Origin of the sequence: Streptomyces sp. NPDC005878 (assembly GCF_040629815.1) — a bacterium.
Taxonomy (GTDB): Bacteria; Actinomycetota; Actinomycetes; order Streptomycetales; family Streptomycetaceae; genus Streptomyces.
This window is the reverse complement of record NZ_JBEXWK010000002.1, coordinates 294,935-310,727: the sequence shown is the minus strand read 5'-3', so window position 1 is coordinate 310,727 and position 15,793 is coordinate 294,935. Positions and strand designations below refer to the sequence as shown.

Here is a 15,793-nt window from a genome sequence, read left to right as displayed (position 1 = left end):
GTTCCGTCAACTCTGCTGCTCTCGCGGCCCGTTGGCCGCACAATGTCCCCGTGCCGCATGACGACTACGTGGAACTCATCCTCGACGACGGCGCCCGGGTCAGAGTCGGGCTGTCGCCCGTGGGCGTGCCCCGGACGGCCCCGGACGACGATCTGCCGGGCGGGGTCGGCGGGGGGACGCCCGTCGGGCGCGGCGAGCGGGTCGCCGCGCTCGCCACGGACACCCTCGCGGCCGTGCTGAGACCCCTGGGGCCCGTCCTCCAGCAGGTGCACGACGCCGTACGGGGCATCGCGGACCCGCCCGACTCGCTCGCGGTCGCCTTCGGCCTCCAGATCGGCCACGACCTCAAGCTCGGCATCGTCGGCGCCAACGGCCAGGCCAGCATGACCGTCCAGGCCACCTGGCAGCTGCGCCCCGACACCTCCGCCACCGGCACGGACCCGGGCGGCAACTGAGCCGTGGGCTGGTTCAAGGCGCCGGACACGGACCCGTCGGCCGACGCGCGCGGCGCGCTGGTGCGGGTGCTCTCGGCCGACCGAGGACGCACCGCGGGCGCGGGCGTCTACCTCGCCGGCCGCAGACTGCTGACCTGCGCGCACGTCGTCAACGCGGCGCTCGGCGTACGGATGCTGAGCCCGCGCGACCCGGGCTCCGTCACCCTCGACGTCTCCTTCCCCGCGGTGGCCGCGGGCGCCGCGGGCGACCGGCAGGCCCGGCTGGTGGCCTGGGTGCCGCCGCGTGCCGCGCACCACCAGGGCCCGGTGGCCGACGGCTCCCTGGAGTGGGGCGGCGACCTGGCCGTACTGGAACTGGACGAGGAGCCGCCGCCCCCGGTGGGCCCGGTGCGCTGGCAGGACATGCGGGCCGGACAGCAGGTGCGGGCCTGGTACGGCGGCGGCCAGCCGTTCTCGTACGCGGACGTCCAGGTCGGCTCGTGCGACGGGCGGATCGGCTATCTCGACGGGCGGCTCTCCGGCGCGGCCGTCGACGACGGGTACAGCGGCGGGCCCCTGTGGTCGCCCGCCGACGGCGCGGCCGTGGGCCTGGTGATGGGCAGGATCACCCCGCCGGAGGGCACGTTCGACACCCAGCACACCGTGCGCCGCAGCTGGGGCCTGACCTGGCAGTCGGTCCGGCAGGAGCTGGCGCGGGTGGGCGCGGCGCCGGACCCGGTGCTCGGGGCGCGCGAGGGCGCGGGGGCGGCCGGCGACGACGCGGTGCGGGACATGATGGTCGGCCCGCTGCACGCCCTGCTGGGCGATCCGGCCGTACGGGCGGCGCACTCCACCGCGCTCGGCGCGGCCCTCGGGCTGCGCACCCGCACGGACGGGACGGCGCCGTCGGTGGAGGAGCTGGCGGTGGTGCTGTGCACGGTCGAGCGCGCGCTGCCCACGCTCGCCGAGTCGCTCGCGCCCTCCCTGGAGGGGGTGCGGGACCGCGCGGGTCTCGACCGGCTGCTGGCGCTCGGCCGGCTCACCGACGCGGCCGGGCTGCTCTCCGTCGCCGAACACCGGGCGCTGCTGGTGAAGTGGGACCACCTCACCCGCCGGGATCCGGGGCTGCTGCCCCGGGCGGCGACGGCCGCGCTGCCCTATGTGGAGCTGCCCCGTTCGCTGACGGCCGCGCGGCTCGCCCCCGAGGACGTGCCCGGCGCGGTCCGCGAGCTGGAGGAGTGGCCGGGCGACGGCTCGCCGGTGCCGCACGAGACACCCCGGCTGCCCGCCCTGCTGCGGGTGGTGGAGTACGCGGCCGCGGAGACCGGCGGCATGGCCTGCCAGGCGCTCCAGGAGTGGAGCGGGCGGGTCGCGGCCCGGCTCGGCATCCACCCCTCGGCCCTGGGCGAGCGCCGGGCGGACGCGGCGCGCTGGTCGGACCGCTCGGCCGGCACCGGGGTGCGCGTCCTGGTGGAGCTGGGCCGCCACCCCCAGGACCCGGACGGCCACTACCGGTGCGCGGTGTGGCGGATGCGCGCGGACGGCACGGCCGCCCGTACCGCCACCGGCACCGAACGCCCGCGCACCGGGCGGGAGATCGCCCGGCTGGTGCGCGAGGTGGCCGGGGGCGCGGAGGGCGCCGGGCAGAACGTGGCGCTGGTCGCGGTGTCCGTCGCCCCGGACGCGCTGCACCTGCCGGTGGACGAGTGGGACGGGGCCGGCGCCGACGAGTTCTTCCCGGCGCGGCTGGGCGAGGACTTCCACCTGGTGCTGCGCTGCCCGCAGATCCGGCGCCGTTCGCGCACCGGCGCGGGCGACCTGAAGCGCCGCTGGGGCGCCCGCCACCAGAGCGAGCCGCTCGTGGCGGACCACCGGATCTCCGACGAGATGGAGCTGATCCGGCTGCTCAAGACAACCCACTACGACGCCGCGCGCGTCATAGTGCACGGGCCTCCCGCCGGCCGGACGCGGCTGCTGCACTTCTGTCTGGCCATGGGGGTCCCGATCGTCCTGTGGGACCGGGCGGCCGTGGAGCCGGCCGACACGTCCCGCCTCGACGGGGCCACGCCGTACGGTCCCGTCGACGGACTCCCCGAAAGGGTCCGGCACTTCCGGGTCCGCGCCTACACGGACCCCGAGGTGCCCGCACGGCCGGCGCTGGTGTGGGAGGACGCCGAGCTGCCGCTCCCCGACGAGCTGCAGCTCGCCGACCCCTCACAGGGGCCGGACGCGCCGGAAGCAAACGCCCGCCCCTCGGACGGAACGGATCAGGCGACATGACGGAGAACGACGGGTGGCGGCTCTTCCGCGGCGACCGCACCCCCCGGGAGGTGGACTTCCCCGAGGCGCCGCCGTGGCGCCAGTTCGCGGGCGGCGCGCCCGGCACCCGGGTGCGCCACCGCCCGTATCTGATCGGCCGCACCGAGGCCGACGTGGTGAGCGCCGCGCTGCATCTGCGCCGCCCGCTCCTGGTCACCGGTCACCCCGGCACCGGCAAGTCCTCCCTGGCGCACGCCGTCGCGCACGAACTGTCGCTGGGGCCGGTGCTCCAGTGGCCGGTCAACAGCCGGTCGGTGCTCAAGGACGCGCTGTACGGCTACGACGCCATCGGGCGGCTGCGCGAGACGCATCTGCGCCAGGAGCACGGCTCCCCGGAGCCCGACATCGGCACCTTCGTCCGGCTGGGCCCGCTGGGCACCGCGCTCGTGCCGCGCGAACGGCCCCGGGTCCTGCTGGTGGACGAGCTCGACAAGGGGGACGTGGATCTTCCCAATGACCTGCTGACGGTGTTCGAGGAGGGCGAGTTCGAGATCCCCGAGCTGTCCCGGCTGCCGGAGGCGCAGTCGGAGGTGCCGGTGCTCACCCATGACCCCGACGGCGGCCGGGTGACGGTCCGCCGGGGGGTGGTGCGCTGCCGCGAGTTCCCGGTGGTGGTGATCACCAGCAACGGCGAACGGGACTTCCCGCCCGCGTTCCTGCGGCGCTGCGTCCGCCTGGACCTGCCGGACCCGGACGAGGAGCGGCTGCGGGACATCGTGGCCGCGCACCTGGGCGACGGGGCGCTCGACGGCGTGGACGACCTGCTGCACGCCTTCCTGAACCGCCGGGCGCCGGGCGAGCTCGCCACCGACCAGCTGCTCAACGCGGTGTTCCTGCGCAAGGGCGGGGTGAACCTGAACGCCGAGGGCCTGCTGGACGCCGTGCTCCACCGGCTGGGCGGATCGGTCTAGCCGTGCCGCGCGCGGAGCCCTCGGACGCCCTGGCCCGGCTCGCCGCCCTGGTGGGCCACGAGCTGTCCACGCACGAGCTCCTGGACACCCTGTGGCTGGCCGCCCGGCTGCCGCGCGGCTCCGCCGCCCCGCTGGCGAGCGCCCTGGCCCCGGACCCGGCGCGCGTGCCCGGGCCGGCGTCGTGGGAGGAGACGCGGACACCGCCCGAGGGCACGGTGGTGCCGCCGGACGGGCGGTCCGACGAAGGAACAGGGGCCGGCGAGGGCGAGGGCTCCCAGCCGCCGCTCCCCACCCAGCTGCTGGGCGCCCTGCACGCGGCGGCCGCCTCCCGCAGCGCCCCCGAGTTCACCGAGGCAGCCGCCGCCCCGCCGCCGGCCCGCGGCACCGGGGCGCTGCCGGTGCGGGTGCCCGAGGAGAAGGCGCTCGGCGACGGCGAACTGCGGCTGAGCCGGTCCCTGCGGCTGCTGAAACAGCCCCGTCCGGGCTCGCACTTCTGGGAGTTCGACGAGGAGGCGACGGCCACCGCGATGGCCGAGAGCGGCCTGCCCGACGTGGTGCTGCGGCCCGCGCGAAGGCGCTGGCTGGACCTCACCCTCCTCATCGACGACGGCCTGTCGATGCTCCTGTGGCGCCGGCTCGCCACCGAACTGCGGTCCGTCTTCGAGCGGCTGGGCGCCTTCCGGGACATCCGGGTGCACGGCCTGGACGCGCGCTCGCCCGACGCGCCGGGCCTGCGGGTGCGCCCCTTCGACCCCGGCGGCCCGCTGCTCTCCCCGGCCTCCGCCGCCGACCCCTCGGGCCGGACCCTGGTCCTGGTGATCAGCGACGGGGTGGGGGCCTGCTGGCGGGACGGGCGGATGCACGGCGCGCTGGAGCGCTGGGCCCGCCAGGGGCCGACGGCCGTGGTGCACGCGCTGCCGTCCCACATGTGGGACGCCTCGGGCATCCGCTCGGAGCAGTGGTCGGTGACCACGCGGCGGCGCGGCGCGGCCAACCACACCTGGGAGGTGACCGACCCGCTGCTGCCGCCGGGCCTCGGCGACCGCTTCCCCGGAGTGCCGGTCCCCGTACTGGAGCCCTCTCCCCCGGCCGTCGCCGCCTGGGCGCGGCTGGTGGCCTCGCCGGGGGCCGGTGCGGAGCTGCCGCTGCTGGCGCCGCCCGGCGCGCGCGGTCTGCGGGGCGAGGCGGCGACCCGGGGCGCGGACCCGGCCGACGCGGTGCTGCGGTTCCGGGACGCGGCGTCCCCGCAGGCCTACCGGCTCGCCGCCCACCTCGCCGCGATCTCGCCGCTGACGGTGCCGGTGATGCGCCTCGTCCAGGCGGCCGTGCCGTGGCGCTCCGACACCGCGCACCTGGCCGAGGTGTTCCTGGGCGGGCTGATGCGCCGGGCCGACCCGCCGGGGGCCGCCCTGCCCGCCCAGCACCGCCGGTTCGGCTTCCTCGACGGTGTCCAGGACATCCTCCTCGACACCGCGTCCCCCATCGACCTGCTGCGCACCACCCGGGCGGTCACCGACCGCCTCGCCACGCTGGTGGGCCGCTCCCCCGACTTCCCCGCCTGGCTCGCCCACCCGTCGGGGACGGGTGAACTCCTGCCGGGGACACGGCCGTTCGCCTGGCTGGAGGACCGGCTGCTGACCCATCTGGGGGCCCGGCCGATGACGCCGGTGCGGGCGGCGCCGCCGGACGCGTCGCCGTACGAGGACGCGCGGCTGCCCTCCGTGCTGGAGGCGGCCCCCTCCTGGCAGCCGCTCCAGATGCTGGACCTGCGCACCCTCGGTCCGTACACCCTGCGGATGCGCGACGAGTCCGGCGGCAAGGCGGTCGCCTACATCGGCGAGGACATCGACGGCGAGCAGGTGCTGCTGCGGGTCGCCCGCTCCCCCGACTCGCCCACCGCGCGCGAGAGCCTGGCCACCGAGCGGCGGGCGCTGCGCCGGATGGACGGGGTGTACGCGCCGGCCGTGATCTCCTCCGACCTGGACGAGATGACCGCGACGCCCTGGATCGCGCTGCGGTTCACGCCCCTCAGCACCGGTCTGCCCGCCCCCACCCTGAGCGCGGTGATGCACGCGGCCGGTCCCCTGCACGACTCGCCGCTGCTGGCGTGGCTGGGCTGGAGCCTGGCCCGCGCGGTGGCCCGCTGCCACGCCAAGGGGCTGGTGCACGGCGCCCTGACGCCCGGCACCGTCCTCGTCACCGAGCGGACGCTGCACATCATCAGCTGGACCTCGGTGCGCATCGACGGCGCCTCCAGCGCGTCCCTGCTGACCGTGCCCCCCAGCTCGCCCTACCGCGCCCCGGAGGTCACCTCGTGGGGCGAGTCGCGGATCGCGGCCGGTGACGTGTACTCCGTGGGGGCCATCCTGCTGCACGCGGTGACCGGGAGGCAGTGGCGGCGGTACCAGTTCGACCTGCTGCGGCACGATCCCGAGTTCCGCCGGCTCGACGACGGTCTGCGCGAGCTGCTGATGCGCGCGGTGGCCGAGGAGCCGGAGGCCCGGCCCACCGCGCGCGAGCTGGCGGAGGCGTTCGGCGCGCTGCTGCCGGTGCCGGTGGAGTGGGAGGACGAGAGCGAGGAGGAGTTCGCGGACGAGCCGGGGGAGCAGGAGTCGGACGACCACGAGGAGTGGATCCGTACGATCCGGGCGCCGCTGCGGCACCCCCTGCGGATCGCCGTGGTCGGGGTGAAGGACCGGGCCGGGTGCACGACGACCGCCACGGTGCTGGGCGCGGTGCTGGCCGAGCAGCGCCAGGAGCCGGTGCTGGCCGTCGACACCGACCGGCACGCGGGCACCCACATCCACATCGCCCGGCGGGTGTACCGCTCCACGGAGGCCCGGCTGACCGAACTCGCCGGGTCGGGGGCGGAGGTGCGGCACTTCGACGATCTGCGGGTGTTCCTCTCGCAGCACCGGTCGGGTCTGATGGTGCTGGCCAACGACTCGGTGACGCATCCGCCGACCGCCGACCAGTTCTCCGACTCCCAGTACCGCGAGGTGACGGAGGTGACCGGGCCGTACTTCCAGGTGACGCTCGCCGACACCGACAAGTTCCCGCAGGGCGTACTGGAGCTCGCCAACCGGGTGGTGATCGTCTCCCGCGCCGACCCGGCCGGGGTGACCCAGGCCCAGCGGGCCGTGGACCGGCTGGTGGCGATGGGCCGCCCCGACCTGGTGTCGGAGTCGGTCCTCGTCCTCAACCACAGCCGTCCGGCGGCGGGCTGGGCCCTGGACGCGGCCACCCTGCGGGGACTCGGCTCGCGCTGCCGGGGCGTGGTCATGGTGCCCCGGGACGGCCATCTGACGACGGGCAGCACGGTGGAGCTGTCCTGGCTGGCGCCGGAGACGTACAAGGCGTTCCTGCGCCTGGGGGCCCTGCTGGTGGCCGACTGAGCGACTGAGCGAGCCAGGACGAGCCCTCAGAAGAGGGCGTCCTCCGGCGCCCCCTTCTCGAAGGCGAGCAGCCGCTGCTTGCGGTCGAGGCCGCCGCCGTACCCCGTCAGACCGCCGCCGGAGCCGATCACGCGGTGGCAGGGGACGATGATGCCCACCGGGTTCTTGCCGTTGGCCAGGCCCACGGCGCGACAGGCGCCGGGTTTGCCGAGCGCCAGGGCGAGTTGGCCGTAACTGCGCGTCTCGCCGTACGGGATGCGGCGCAGCTGGTCCCACACCGCGCGCTGGAAGTCGGTGCCGCGCAGATCGAGTTCCAGGTCGAAGGCGGTGAGCTCGCCCGCGAAGTACGCGTCGAGCTGGCGGATCACCTCGGGGAACGGCCCGCCGCCGTCGGGCTCGCCGAAGGTCTCCTGGGGCGGGCGGTGGCGCTGGTTCTCCATGTACAGGCGGCTGAGGACGCCGTCCTCGGCGACGAGGGTGAGCGGCCCGTACGGGCTGTCGGTGACGGTGTGGGTGGTGGTCATCGTGAACGTCCATATACGGGGAGGTGGTTGATGGGGTGGTCGTCGGTCGCCCAGAGGTACTGGACGGCGTAGGCCCGCCAGGGGCGCCAGGCCGCGGCGCTCGCGGTGAGCGCGGCGGGCGAGGACGGCAGGCCGAGCGAGCGGGCCGCGCGGCGCACCCCGAGGTCGGACGGGAGGAAGGCGTCCGGGTCGCCGAGCGCCCGCATCGCGATCACCTCGACGGTCCAGGGGCCGAATCCCGGCAGCTCCAGGAGCTGGGCCCGGGCCCGGTCCCAGTCGGTGTCGACGCCCAGCGCGAGGCTGCCGTCGGCCAGGCCCGCCACCAGCGTGGTCAGGGTGGTACGGCGGCTGCGCGGCAGGGCGAGGGACTCCGGGTCGAGACCGGCCAGCGCCCGCGGAGTGGGGAACAGATGGGTCAGCCCGCCGCCCGGGTCCTCGACCGGCTCGCCGTGCGCGGCCACCAGCCGGGCCGCGTGGGTGCGGGCGGCGGCGGTGGAGACCTGCTGGCCGAGCACCGCCCGTACGGCGAACTCCGCCACGTCGACCGTACGCGGCACCCGGCGTCCGGGGGCCTTGTCGACCAGCGGGGCGAGCAGCGGGTCGGCGCGCAGCCGGTCGTCGACGGCGACCGGGTCGGCGTCGAGGTCCAGCATCCAGCGGCAGCGGCTGATGGCGATGGTGAGGTCGCGCAGATCGGTGAGCGAGAGCAGACAGCCGATGTGGTCGGGGCCGGGGGTGAGCTCGACGATGCCGTGCCCGTACGGGAGGGACAGCGTGCGGCGGTACGCGCCGCCCCGCCACTCCTCCACCCCGGGCACCGCCGTCGCCGCCAGGTGGCCGAAGAGGTTGTCCGGGTTGAGCGGGGCGCGGTACGGAAGCCGCAGCGCGATCGAGCCCGGCGCCCGGCTGGCGATGCCGCGCGCGGCGCGGGCGCGCAGCTCGGTGGGGGCGAGCGCGAAGACCTCGCGGACGGTGTCGTTGAAGGTGCGCACCGAGGCGAAGCCCGCCGCGAAGGCGACGTCGGCCATCGGGAGCGCGGTCGTCTCGATGAGGATCCGGGCGGTTGGGGCGCGCTGGGCGCGGGCCAGGGCGAGCGGCCCGGCGCCGAGCTCGGCGCGCAGCTGGCGCTCGATCTGGCGGGCGCTGTACCCGAGCCGCGCGGCGAGCCCCGACACGCCCTCCCGGTCGACGACGCCGTCCCGGATCAGCCGCATGGCACGGGCGACGGAGTCGGCCCGGGCGTTCCACTCCGGGGAGCCGGGCGTGGTGTCCGGCCGGCATCGCTTGCAGGCCCGGAACCCGGCCTGCTGGCAGGCGGCGGCGCTCGGATAGAAGGTCATGTTCTCGACCTTCGGCGGCACGACGGGGCAGCTGGGGCGGCAGTAGATACGGGTGGTGAGAACGGCGGTGAAGAACCAGCCGTCGAAACGGGCGTCCTTGGACTGGACGGCCCGCACGCAGCGCTCGGCATCGGTGTACATGGCCGCGGGGGCCGCCGGGGCCGCCGGGGCCGCCTGGGCGGCGGCGGAAGCGGGATTCATGGGTCCAGCATCGGTTACGGGGTGGGGGTGCTGCTGGCAGGAATCCGACATGGAGGTTGGGGGGGCGGTGGGGTGGGGTGGTTGTTCGTGTGCGGGTGGGTGGTGGGTTGCTCGCGCAGTTCCCCGCGCCCCTAGGGGGTGGGGATGAGCCTGGTTGCTCGTGTGCGGGTGGGTGGTGGGCTGAGCGCGCAGTTCCCCGCGCCCCTAGGGGGTGGGGGGTGAGCCTCGTTGCTCATGTGCGGGTGAGTGGTGGGCTGAGCGCGCAGTTCCCCGCGCCCCTGGGGGGTGGGGGCGGGGGCAGCCGAGGCCGGTGCCGGGGTCGTCGTCTTCGCACCCCTGGGCGGTGTGGCCGGGGGCAACCGGGACCGGTGCCCGGGCCTTGAGGGGCGCGGGGAACTGCGCGACCAGCCCCCACCGACCCGCAGACGAACCCCAACGCAACCCCGCCCCACCCCCCAGGGGCGCGGGGAACTGCGCGAGCAACCCACCCCAACCCGCAGACGAACCCCGGCCGAAAAAGGGGCGCGGGGAACTGCGCGACCGGCCCACCACCGGCCCGCAGACGAACCCCGGGCAGAACCGCCACCACCGGGTCGCAGACGAGCGACCGCCCCCGGACCGCTACCCCAGCGCCCCCTCGAACACCCGGTACGCCTCGTCGTCGAACAGCACGAACCGCACCTCCTCCACACCCCCGGCCCCGCCAGCCCCCACCGCCTCCCGAACGGCCCGCACCGCCACCCGTGCCCCGTCCTCCAGCGGCCACCCGTACACCCCCGTGGAGATCGCCGGGAACGCCACGGTCCTGGCTCCCAACTCCCCGGCCAGCCTCAGCGATTCCCGGTAGCAGGAGGCGAGCAGCTCGGACCGGTCCTCGTCCCGCTGCCACACCGGCCCCACCGTGTGGATCACCCACCGCGCGTCCAGCCGCCCCGCCGTCGTGGCCACGGCCCGGCCGGTCGGGAGGCCCTTGCCGTAGTGGGAGGCCCGCAGCCGCCGGCAGTCGGCGAGGATCTCGGGGCCGCCCCGCCGGTGGATGGCCCCGTCCACCCCTCCCCCGCCCAGCAACGACGAGTTCGCCGCGTTCACGATCGCGTCGACGCTCTGTGCGGTGATGTCCCCCCGGACCAGCACGAGGGACACCGCGCCCGGGCCCGTCACTTCCTGTCCGCCTTCCGCAGCGACCGCCACACGGCCTTCGCCGCGTTGTGCCCGGACATGCCGTGGACTCCCGGCCCGGGCGGCGTGGCGGAGGAGCACAGGAACACCGACGGGTGCCGCGTCGCGTACGGGAACAGCGACAGCGTGGGCCGCAGCAGCAGTTGCAGCCCCCGCGCGGCCCCGCACGCGATGTCCCCGCCCACGTAGTTCGCGTTGTGCGCGGCGAGCTGCGGCGGCCCCGCCGTGGCCCGGGCGAGCACGCGGTCGCGGAAGCCCGGCGCGAACCGCTCGATCTGCCGCTCGACGGCGTCCGTGAGGTCGCCGTCCCACCCGTTCGGCACATGTCCGTACGCCCAGAACACGTGCTTGCCCTCGGGCGCCCGCGAGGGGTCGACGAGGCTGGGCTGGGCGGTGATGAGGAACGGCGTCCGGGGCGCGGTGCCCCCGGACGCCTCGCTCAGCGCGGCGCCGATCTCCCGGCTGGACGGTCCGATCTGCACGGTCCCGGCCCGGCGCGGCTCCGCCGCGGTCCACGGCACGGGTCCGTCCAGCGCGTAATCGATCTTGAAGACCCCGGCGCCGTACCGGTATCCCTCGTACGCCCGTCCCAGCCCCGCGATCCGGGCGAGCGCGGTGGGCGAGGTGTCGAAGACGTACGCGCGCGCGGGCGGCAGGTCGTCGAGGCGCTTGACCTCGAAGCCGGTGTGGACCGAGCCGCCGAGGTCGCGCAGGTACGCCGCGAGCGCGTCCGCGATCGACTGCGAGCCGCCGCGCGGCAGCGGCCAGCCGTTCTCGTGCGCGGCGAGCGCGAAGACCAGGCCGACCGCCGAGGTCGCCAGCCCGTTCAGCGGGGCGATGACATGGCCGACGAGCCCGGCCAGCAGCGCGCGCGCCCGGTCGTCCCGGAAGCGGCGCATCGTCCAGGAGTAGGGCGGGAGTCCGTCGAGGCCGAAGCGGGCGAGGCCGACCGGATCGCGGGGCAGCGCGGTCAGCGGCAGCGACATGAAGTCGCGGACCAGGACGTCCCATTTCCCGAGATAGGGCGCGACGAGGCGGCGGTACGTGCCCGCGTCGCGCGGTCCGAACGACGCGGCGGTCTCGGAGACCGAGCGGGCGAGCACAGCCGCGGTGCCGTCGTCGAACGGGTGCGCCATGGGCAGTTCAGGGTGCAGCCACTCCAGCCCGTACCGGTCGAGCGGCATCCCGCGGAAGGCCGGGGAGCCGATGCCCAGCGGGTGCACGGCGGAGCACGGGTCGTGGCGGAAGCCGGGAAGGGTGAGCTCCTCGGTCCTGGCACCGCCCCCGATGGTGTCCTTGGCCTCGAAGACCTCGACGGACAGGCCGCGCCTGGCCAGTTCGACCGCGGCGGTCAGTCCATTGGGCCCCGCCCCCACGACGACGGCATCGAGCATCGACGGCACCTTGGACTCCTCACGCCCTTGTGGCCAAGGCACCCAGCATATTCCGGTCCGGCGGCGCCCCGGTCCGGGGTGGGTGCGGTCCCGGCCGGGACGCGGGCCGGGCGACGGCGGTGTCCGGGAGGACCCGGCGCCCGCTCACTCCCCCGCCAGCAGTCTCCGCACCCGCTCGGCCGTCGCCGCGTCCCGGGCGGCCGTGAACGGCAGCGCGTTGCCCCCGGTTATCCGGTACGGCTGTCCCGTCAGCGTGGTGTGCGCGCCGCCGGCCTCGGCCACCAGGAGCAGGCCCGCCGCGTGGTCCCAGGCGAGCTCCCAGGAGAACGCGACCGCGTCCAGCTCGCCGCGCGCGACCGCCAGGTATTCGAGCCCGGCCGAGCCGCAGGGGCGCGGGCGGACGCCTTCGGTGCGCAGGCCGAGCAGCGCGCGCTTCTGGTCCTTTGTCGTGTAGTCGGGGTGGGAGGTGGCGATGTCGATCACCGCGCCGGGCGCGGGCGCCCCGGACCGTATCGCCTCGCCGTTGACGGTGGCGCCCCGGCCGCGGACCGCGACCGCCATGAGGTCGAGCGCCGCCCCGTACGTCCACGAGGCCAGCACCTCGCCCCGGTGCGCGAGCGCCACCAGGGTGCAGAAACCCTCCTCGCCGCGCACGAACTGCCGGGTCCCGTCGACGGGGTCGACGATCCACACCGGTGCGTCACCGCCCAGCGCGTCGTACGACGACGGGTCGGCCGCGACGGCCTCCTCGCCGACGACGACCGATCCGGGCAGCAGTGCGGGCAGGGCCTCGGTGAGGAACTCCTCGGCGCGCCGGTCGGCGACCGTCACCAGGTCGTGCGGACCGCTCTTCTCCAGCACCTCGTGCGCGGCGAGCTGGCGGAAGCGCGGCATGATCTCGACGGCCGCCGCCTTGCGGACCGCCTCTTCGACGTCGGACGACCGGTCTTCCAGAAACTCTGCGAGCAACCCTTCGATCATGCGTCCAGCAAAACACGCCCCACTGACAACCGGCGAACACGGCCCCGCCCCCGGGCGTCATCGAGGTGACGTCGCCGGGCGCCGCGGGGGTCCCGGCCGCCCCCGCGCCGGATCACCGCCGGGTCACCGTCCGACCGCGTACCCCTGCATCCCGCGCGGGTTCGCGGCGGCGGACAGGACCGTGCTCTCCGGGTCGCGGGCGACCGCGCACAGCCGCCCCTCGGACCAGGCGCCGCCGACCGTGACCCGGTGCCCGCGCCGCCGCAGCCCCGCCACCACGTCCTCGGGGAAGCGCGCCTCGACGGTGACGCTGCCGTGCCGGGTGTCCCGGGGGTGGAAGGAGCTCGGAAAGGAGTCGTTGTGCCAGTTCGGCGCGTCGATCGCGCCCTGGAGGCCGGGGCCGCCGCGCTCGCCGGCGCCGAGGGCGAGGGCGAGGAAGAAGTGGAGCTGCCACTGGTCCTGCTGGTCCCCGCCGGGGGTGCCGAACGCCAGCACGGGTACGCCGTCGCGCAGCGCCAGGGTGGGTGACAGCGTCGTACGGGGGCGGCGGCCCGGTGTCAGGGTGTTCGGCAGCCCCTCCTCCAGCCAGGCCATCTGCAACCGGGTGCCGAGCGGGAAGCCGAGTTCGGGGACGACCGGGTTGGACTGGAGCCAGCCGCCGCTGGGGGTCGCGGCGACCATGTTCCCCCAGCGGTCGACCACGTCCAGGTGGCAGGTGTCGCCCCGGGTGGCGCCGTCCGGGCCCACGGTGGGCTCGCCCGAGCCCGCCGCGCGGGGCGCGGGCTCCCGCGCGCGCAGGGCGTCGCGGGCGATCCGGGGCGGGCGTCCGCCGGGGCTGCCGGGCCGCAGCTCGTACGAGGCGGTCTCGCCGACGAGCGCGCGGCGGGCCGCGTTGTAGCCGTCCGAGAGCAGCTCGTCCGTGGGCACCCGGCGCGCGTCCCCGTACCAGGCCTCCCGGTCGGCCATGGCGAGCTTGCACCCCTCGACGAGCAGGTGGACGTACTCGGCGGTGCCGTACGGCGGCAATTCCCCGGGCAGCAGCGCCAGTTGCTGGAGGAGGGCCGGGCCCTGGCTCCAGGCGCCGGGCTTGCAGAGGGTCCAGCCGTTCCAGTCGTACGTCACCGGGTCCTCGTACGTCGCGGACCATCCGGCGAGGTCGGCCTCCGTCAGCGTGGCGGTGTGGCGTTCGCCGCTGGTGTCCAGGGTGGGGCGGCGGGCCTGGGCGACGAGTGCCCGGGCGACGAACCCCTCGCGCCAGATCCGCCGGGCCGCCTCTATCCGGCGCACGCGCGCGTCCCCGGTCGCGGACGCGCGCGTGGGGGCCGACTCCGCCAGGAGACGGCGCCAGGTGCGCGCGAGGGCCGGGTTGCGCAGCAGCCTTCCGGGGCGCGGGGAACGGCCGCCCGGCAGATACACCTCGGCCGAGGACGGCCACTCGTTCTCGAAGAGCGCGCGCACGCTCTCCACGCTCTGCCCAATCCGCTCCACGGGCGGATGGCCGTGCTCCGCGTATTCGATGGCGTACTTCAGTACGTCGGCGAGCGGCTTGGTGCCGTGGTCGCGCAGCAGGAGCATCCAGGCGTCGAAGGCCCCGGGGACGGCGGCGGCCAGCGGTCCGGTGCCGGGCACCAGGTCCAGGCCGAGCGCGCGGTAGTGCGCGGCGGTGGCCCCGGCGGGCGCGGTGCCCTGGCCGCAGAGCACGCGTACCGGGCTGCCGGCGGGAGCGAGCAGGATCGGCACCTCGCCCGCCGGGCCGTTGAGGTGCGGCTCGACGACCTGGAGGACGAAGCCCGCGGCGACGGCGGCGTCGAAGGCGTTCCCGCCGTCCTCCAGGACGGCCATGGCGCTCTGCGAGGCGAGCCAGTGGGTGGAGGACACCATGCCGAAGGTGCCCTGGAGGGTGGGCCGGGTGGTGAACACCCTCGCAGGCTAGACGGGCCCGTGCCGGAATGTCAGAGGCCGCCCGTAACGTTGATCTGGCTCGGAACGGATGGAGGAGCAGCGGTGCACGGTGAGTACAAGGTCCCCGGCGGCAAGCTCGTGGTGGTGGACCTGGACGTGGAGGACGGGGTCCTGCGCGGCGTGCGGGTCGCGGGCGACTTCTTCCTGGAGCCCGACGAGGCGATCGAGGCGATCAACGGCGCGCTGGAGGGCGCCCCGGCGGACACGGACGCGGCGGGCCTCGCGACCCGGATCGACGCGGCGCTGCCCCCGGACACGACGATGTACGGCCTGACGTCGGAGGGCGTCGGGGTCGCGGTCCGCCGGGCGCTGGCGCACGCGACGGACTGGACGGACTACGACTGGCAGCTGATCCACGACGGCCCGCAGTCCCCCGCCCTGCACATGGCGCTCGACGAGGTGATCACCGCCGAGGTCGCGGCCGGCCGCCGCCCGCCGACGCTGCGGGTGTGGGAGTGGGGCGCTCCGGCGGTCGTCATCGGCAGCTTCCAGTCCCTGCGCAACGAGGTCGACCCCGAAGGGGCCGAGCGGCACGGCATCACGGTGGTGCGCCGGGTCTCGGGCGGGGGCGCGATGTTCATCGAACCGGGCAACACGATCACGTACTCGCTCTCGGTCCCCGACGCCCTGGTCTCCGGGCTCTCCTTCGCGGACTCGTACGCCTACCTGGACGACTGGGTCCTGGAGGCGCTCGGCGACCTGGGGGTGAAGGCCTGGTACCAGCCCCTGAACGACATCGCCACGGACGCCGGAAAGATCGCGGGCGCCGCGCAGAAGCGGGTGGTCGCGGACGGCGGCGCGGTGCTGCACCACGTGACGATGGCGTACGACATCGACGCCGACAAGATGCTCGACGTGCTGCGCATCGGCCGCGAGAAGCTCTCGGACAAGGGCACCAAGAGCGCGAAGAAGCGCGTCGACCCGCTGCGCCGCCAGACGGGCCTGCCCCGCGAGGCGGTCATCGAGCGGATGATCGCCTCGTTCCGGGGGCGGTACGGCCTGGCCGAGGGCCGGGTGACGGACGAGGAGCTGTCCCGCGCCCACGAGCTGGCGCGGACGAAGTTCTCCAGCGAGGAGTGGACGACACGGGTGCCCTAGGCTCCCCGCGTCAACCCCGGTCAGCTGTCCCGGCCCCGCACGGGCCGGTGGCGTC

Annotated in this window: 11 protein-coding genes; 5 read left to right on the top strand and 6 right to left on the bottom strand. The window is 75.6% G+C overall.

Features of this window, described 5'->3' with window-relative positions:
* The first annotated feature begins 50 nt into the window (after positions 1 to 50).
* From ABZ404_RS05365 to ABZ404_RS05350, 4 genes are read left to right on the top strand one after another with little or no spacing between them, the layout of a single operon-like run.
* Entirely contained in the window at positions 51 to 455 is a 405-nt protein-coding gene (locus tag ABZ404_RS05365; protein WP_358837361.1) for a CU044_2847 family protein, read from the top strand.
* Between the two features lie 3 nt (positions 456 to 458).
* Positions 459 to 2,714: a trypsin-like peptidase domain-containing protein gene (locus tag ABZ404_RS05360; protein ID WP_358837362.1), complete on the top strand. Its 2,256-nt coding sequence runs from the start codon at positions 459 to 461 to the stop codon at positions 2,712 to 2,714.
* On the top strand, positions 2,711 to 3,664 hold the full coding sequence (locus ABZ404_RS05355) for a MoxR family ATPase (protein ID WP_358837363.1): 954 nt from the start codon (positions 2,711 to 2,713) through the stop codon (positions 3,662 to 3,664). The genes ABZ404_RS05360 and ABZ404_RS05355 overlap by 4 nt, the downstream gene beginning before the upstream one ends.
* Before the next feature lie 2 nt (positions 3,665 to 3,666).
* Positions 3,667 to 7,059: an SAV_2336 N-terminal domain-related protein gene (locus ABZ404_RS05350; RefSeq protein ID WP_358990141.1), complete on the top strand. Its 3,393-nt coding sequence runs from the start codon at positions 3,667 to 3,669 to the stop codon at positions 7,057 to 7,059.
* Positions 7,060 to 7,085: 26 nt separating this feature from the next.
* On the opposite strand, the gene ABZ404_RS05345 is transcribed toward ABZ404_RS05350, so the two are convergent.
* The 6 genes from ABZ404_RS05345 to ABZ404_RS05320 form a co-directional block, all read right to left on the bottom strand.
* Positions 7,086 to 7,583 (bottom strand): methylated-DNA--[protein]-cysteine S-methyltransferase, encoded by a 498-nt coding sequence (locus ABZ404_RS05345; RefSeq protein ID WP_358833393.1) that lies wholly within the window; start codon positions 7,581 to 7,583, stop codon positions 7,086 to 7,088.
* Positions 7,580 to 9,064 (bottom strand): AlkA N-terminal domain-containing protein, encoded by a 1,485-nt coding sequence (locus ABZ404_RS05340; protein WP_358833416.1) that lies wholly within the window; start codon positions 9,062 to 9,064, stop codon positions 7,580 to 7,582. Before ABZ404_RS05340 ends, ABZ404_RS05345 begins: the two co-directional genes overlap by 4 nt.
* A gap of 681 nt (positions 9,065 to 9,745) precedes the next feature.
* Positions 9,746 to 10,285 (bottom strand): O-acetyl-ADP-ribose deacetylase, encoded by a 540-nt coding sequence (locus tag ABZ404_RS05335; protein ID WP_358833394.1) that lies wholly within the window; start codon positions 10,283 to 10,285, stop codon positions 9,746 to 9,748.
* Positions 10,282 to 11,706 carry an NAD(P)/FAD-dependent oxidoreductase gene (locus ABZ404_RS05330; RefSeq protein WP_358833395.1) on the bottom strand — a complete coding sequence of 475 codons (1,425 nt, stop codon included), beginning with the start codon at positions 11,704 to 11,706 and terminating at the stop codon, positions 10,282 to 10,284. The genes ABZ404_RS05335 and ABZ404_RS05330 overlap by 4 nt, the downstream gene beginning before the upstream one ends.
* 135 nt (positions 11,707 to 11,841) lie before the next feature.
* Positions 11,842 to 12,678: an inositol monophosphatase family protein gene (locus ABZ404_RS05325; RefSeq protein ID WP_358833396.1), complete on the bottom strand. Its 837-nt coding sequence runs from the start codon at positions 12,676 to 12,678 to the stop codon at positions 11,842 to 11,844.
* A 123-nt stretch (positions 12,679 to 12,801) separates the two neighbouring features.
* Entirely contained in the window at positions 12,802 to 14,598 is a 1,797-nt protein-coding gene (locus ABZ404_RS05320) for a gamma-glutamyltransferase (RefSeq protein ID WP_358833397.1), read from the bottom strand.
* A gap of 84 nt (positions 14,599 to 14,682) precedes the next feature.
* Between ABZ404_RS05320 and ABZ404_RS05315 the strand changes: the two genes are divergently transcribed.
* A complete protein-coding gene (locus ABZ404_RS05315) occupies positions 14,683 to 15,738 on the top strand; it encodes a lipoate--protein ligase family protein (RefSeq protein WP_358833398.1) in 1,056 nt (351 codons plus the stop codon).
* The last annotated feature ends 55 nt before the right edge of the window (positions 15,739 to 15,793 follow it).